The organism is Agromyces mediolanus (assembly GCF_014648575.1).
GTDB classification, from domain to species: domain Bacteria; phylum Actinomycetota; class Actinomycetes; order Actinomycetales; family Microbacteriaceae; genus Agromyces; species Agromyces mediolanus.
The window spans coordinates 4,396-7,362 of the sequence record NZ_BMRJ01000006.1 but is presented as its reverse complement, the minus strand read 5'-3'; the positions used below and the strand labels follow the sequence as shown (position 1 = coordinate 7,362).

The window sequence follows — 2,967 nt, the reverse complement described above, 5'->3', positions numbered from 1 at the left end:
CGCTCACGCCGAAGCGCCTCGGAACCGACCGGTTCCGAGGCGCTTCGCGGTGCAGGGCGGATGCCGCGGGCTACGCGCCCGCGAGCCCGCGCAGCACGCGCGCGGTCGCGATCGCGGCCTCGGCGGCCTCGCGTCCCTTGTCCTCCTTGGAACCGGGGAGCCCGGCCCGGTCGAGGCCCTGGCGCTCGTCGTCGAGGGTGAGCACGCCGAAGCCCACGGGCTTGCCCGTGTCGAGCGCGACCCGGGTGAGGCCGTCGGTCGCGGCCGCCGAGACGTACTCGAAGTGCGGCGTGCCGCCGCGGATGATGACGCCGAGGGCGACCACTGCGTCGGCGCCGGCCTCGAGCGCGGCCTTCGCCACCACCGGCAGCTCGAAGCTGCCAGGCACCCGCACCAGCCGGTGCGCGGCGCCCGCCGCGTCGAGGGTGCGCGTCGCGCCCGCGATCAGCCCGTCGGTGATCTCGTCGTGCCAGCTGCCGGCGACGACGACCACCTCGAGGCCGGAGCCGTCGAGATCGAGGTTCGTGCGGTCGAGGGGGGAGCCTGCTCCGCTCATGATGCGTGTCCTTCCAGGAGTGCTTCAGCCGCGGCATCCGCGAGCTGCTGTTCGTCGATCTGGTGGCCCATCCGGGCGGCCTTGGTCTCGAGGTAGCGCTGGTTGCCGCGGCCGACCCCGACGACGAGCGGCAGCCGCTCGGCGACGTCGACGCCGTGCTCGGCGAGCTGGCGCACCTTCTCGGGGTTGTTCGTCAGCAGGCGCACGCGCGTGACGCCGAGCTCGGCGAGGATGGCGCTCGCGGCGCCGTAGTCGCGGGCATCGGCCGGCAGGCCGAGCGCCACGTTCGCGTCGAGGGTGTCGAGGCCGTCCTCCTGCAGTCGGTACGCCCGCAGCTTGTTGATGAGGCCGATGCCGCGTCCCTCGTGCCCGCGCAGGTAGACGACGACGCCGCCCTCGCGCTGGACGATCTCGAGCGCCGCGTCGAGCTGCGGTCCGCACTCGCACTTCAGCGAGCCGAGCGCCTCGCCGGTCAGGCACTCGGAGTGCACCCGCACGATGGCGCCGCCCTCGGCCGTGGCGGGGTCGCCGGACAGGATCGCGAGGTGGTCCGCACCGGTCTTGCGGTCGCGGTACGCCCGCACCCGGAACTCGCCGAAGCTCGTCGGCAGCAGCGTCTCCACCTCGAAATCGACCCGCGCCGACTCGGCGATCGCCGCGGCGGGGGCCGCGCCGTCCGTGGCATCCGCACCGACCGGGGCGTCGCCATGCTCGCGGAGCCAGGCGACGAGGGCGGCGACGGTCGTGACGGGCAGCCCCTCCTCCTCGCCGAGCTCGATGAGGCCGGGCAGGCGCATCATCTCGCCGTCGTCGGCCACGAGCTCGCCGATCACGCCGACGGGGGACAGCCCCGCGAGCCGCATCAGGTCGACCGCGGCCTCGGTGTGGCCCGCGCGTTCGCGCACGCCGCCGTCGACGGCGCGGAGCGGCAGGATGTGCCCCGGCCGGATCAGCCGCTCGGGCGTCGCCTCCGCGTCGGCGAGCACGCGCAGCGTGTGCGCGCGGTCGGCCGCCGAGATGCCGGTCGAGGTGCGGTCTGACGCGTCGACCGAGATCGTGTACGCGGTGCCGCGCGCGTCCTCGTTGCGGGCCACCATGGGCGGCAGCTGCAGCCGGTCGGCGAAGGCGTTCGGCATGGGCGCGCAGAGGAAGCCGCTCGTGCGGCGCACCATCCAGGCGATCCACTCCTGCGTCGCGAACTCGGCCGCCATGATGGCGTCGCCCTCGTTCTCGCGCGCCTCGTCGTCGGCGACGATCACGGGCTTGCCCGCGCGCAGCGCGTCGAGGACTTCGGGGATGGTGGCGAGGCTCATGCCCGCACCTCCTGCTCGTCGGCGAGGGAGCTCGGCAGTTCGCGCCCCTCGAAGCGGTGCAGCCTCGCGACGTGGCGCGCGAGGATGTCGGTCTCGATGTTCACGAGCTCGCCCGGCCGCCGCTCGCCGAGGGTCGTCGCCTGCAGCGTCTCGGGGATGAGCGACACCTCGAACCAGTGCCCGGCGTCGGGGCCGGCGGCGGTGCTGCCGACCGCGCTCACGGTGAGCGAGACGCCGTCGACGGCGATCGAGCCCTTGTCGACGACGAGCGGGGCGTGGGCGTCGTCGAGGGAGAAGCGCACGACGCGCCAGCCGTCCTCCTGGCGCACGTCCAGCACCTTCGCGGTGCCGTCGATGTGGCCCTGCACGATGTGCCCGCCGAGGCGGTCGCCGACGCGGGCGGCGCGCTCGAGGTTCACGGCGAGGCCCTCGCGGGCGCTGTCGAGGGTGGAGACGGCGAGCGTCTGGCCCATGACGTCGGCGGTGAAGCGCTCGGCGTCGAAGTCGACGACGGTGAGGCAGACCCCCGAGACGGCGATGGAGTCGCCGTGCGCCACGCCCTCGACCGCGAGCGGTCCGCGGACCGTGAGCCTGGCGGCGTCGGCCCCGCGCTCGATGCGCTCGATGCGGCCGAGCTCTTCGATGATGCCGGTGAACATGTCAGTTCCCTTCGGTGGGGGTGGTCGGTGCGGGCCGGTGCGCGACGAGGAGCACGTCGTCGCCGAGACGCTCGACGGCGGAGAACGTGAAGCGCGGGGCCGCGGAGATCGTGGGGACGCCAAGCTCGCCGAGGGCGAGGCCGGGCCCGCCGAGCACCGTCGGCGCGAGGTAGACGAGGAGCTCGTCGGCGAGGCCGGCGGCGAGGAACGCGGAGGCGAGCGTCGGCCCGCCCTCGACGAAGAGCGAGCGGATGCCCCGCGCGGCGAGGTCTTCGAGGGCCGCGGCGAGCTCGTGGCCGTCGTACTGCAGCAGGCCGTGCGGGTGGCGGCGCAGCGCGGCGCCTGCGGGCACCTCGCGGCGGCCGAACACGACGGGCACCGGCTGCCGCTCGAGCAGCCCGCCGTCGGCGTCGCGCGCGGTGAGCGCGGGGTCGTCGGC

Annotated in this window: 4 protein-coding genes; all 4 read right to left on the bottom strand. The window is 74.9% G+C overall.

The genetic code is table 11. The annotated features are described in order from the left end of the window. Nucleotides 1-70 precede the first annotated feature (70 nt). Nucleotides 71-556 carry a 6,7-dimethyl-8-ribityllumazine synthase gene (gene ribH, locus IEY71_RS16810; protein ID WP_189086538.1) on the bottom strand — a complete coding sequence of 162 codons (486 nt, stop codon included), beginning with the start codon at nt 554-556 and terminating at the stop codon, nt 71-73. Continuing rightward, nucleotides 553-1,869 (bottom strand): GTP cyclohydrolase II, encoded by a 1,317-nt coding sequence (gene ribA, locus IEY71_RS16805; protein WP_189086537.1) that lies wholly within the window; start codon nt 1,867-1,869, stop codon nt 553-555. The genes ribH and ribA overlap by 4 nt, the downstream gene beginning before the upstream one ends. Beyond that, complete coding sequence (locus IEY71_RS16800; RefSeq protein WP_189086536.1) at nt 1,866-2,528, bottom strand: riboflavin synthase; 663 nt, start codon at nt 2,526-2,528, stop codon at nt 1,866-1,868. The genes ribA and IEY71_RS16800 overlap by 4 nt, the downstream gene beginning before the upstream one ends. 1 nt (nt 2,529) lies before the next feature. Next, a partial coding sequence (locus tag IEY71_RS18455) for a RibD family protein (protein WP_229781819.1) occupies nt 2,530-2,967 on the bottom strand: 438 nt, incomplete at its 5' end.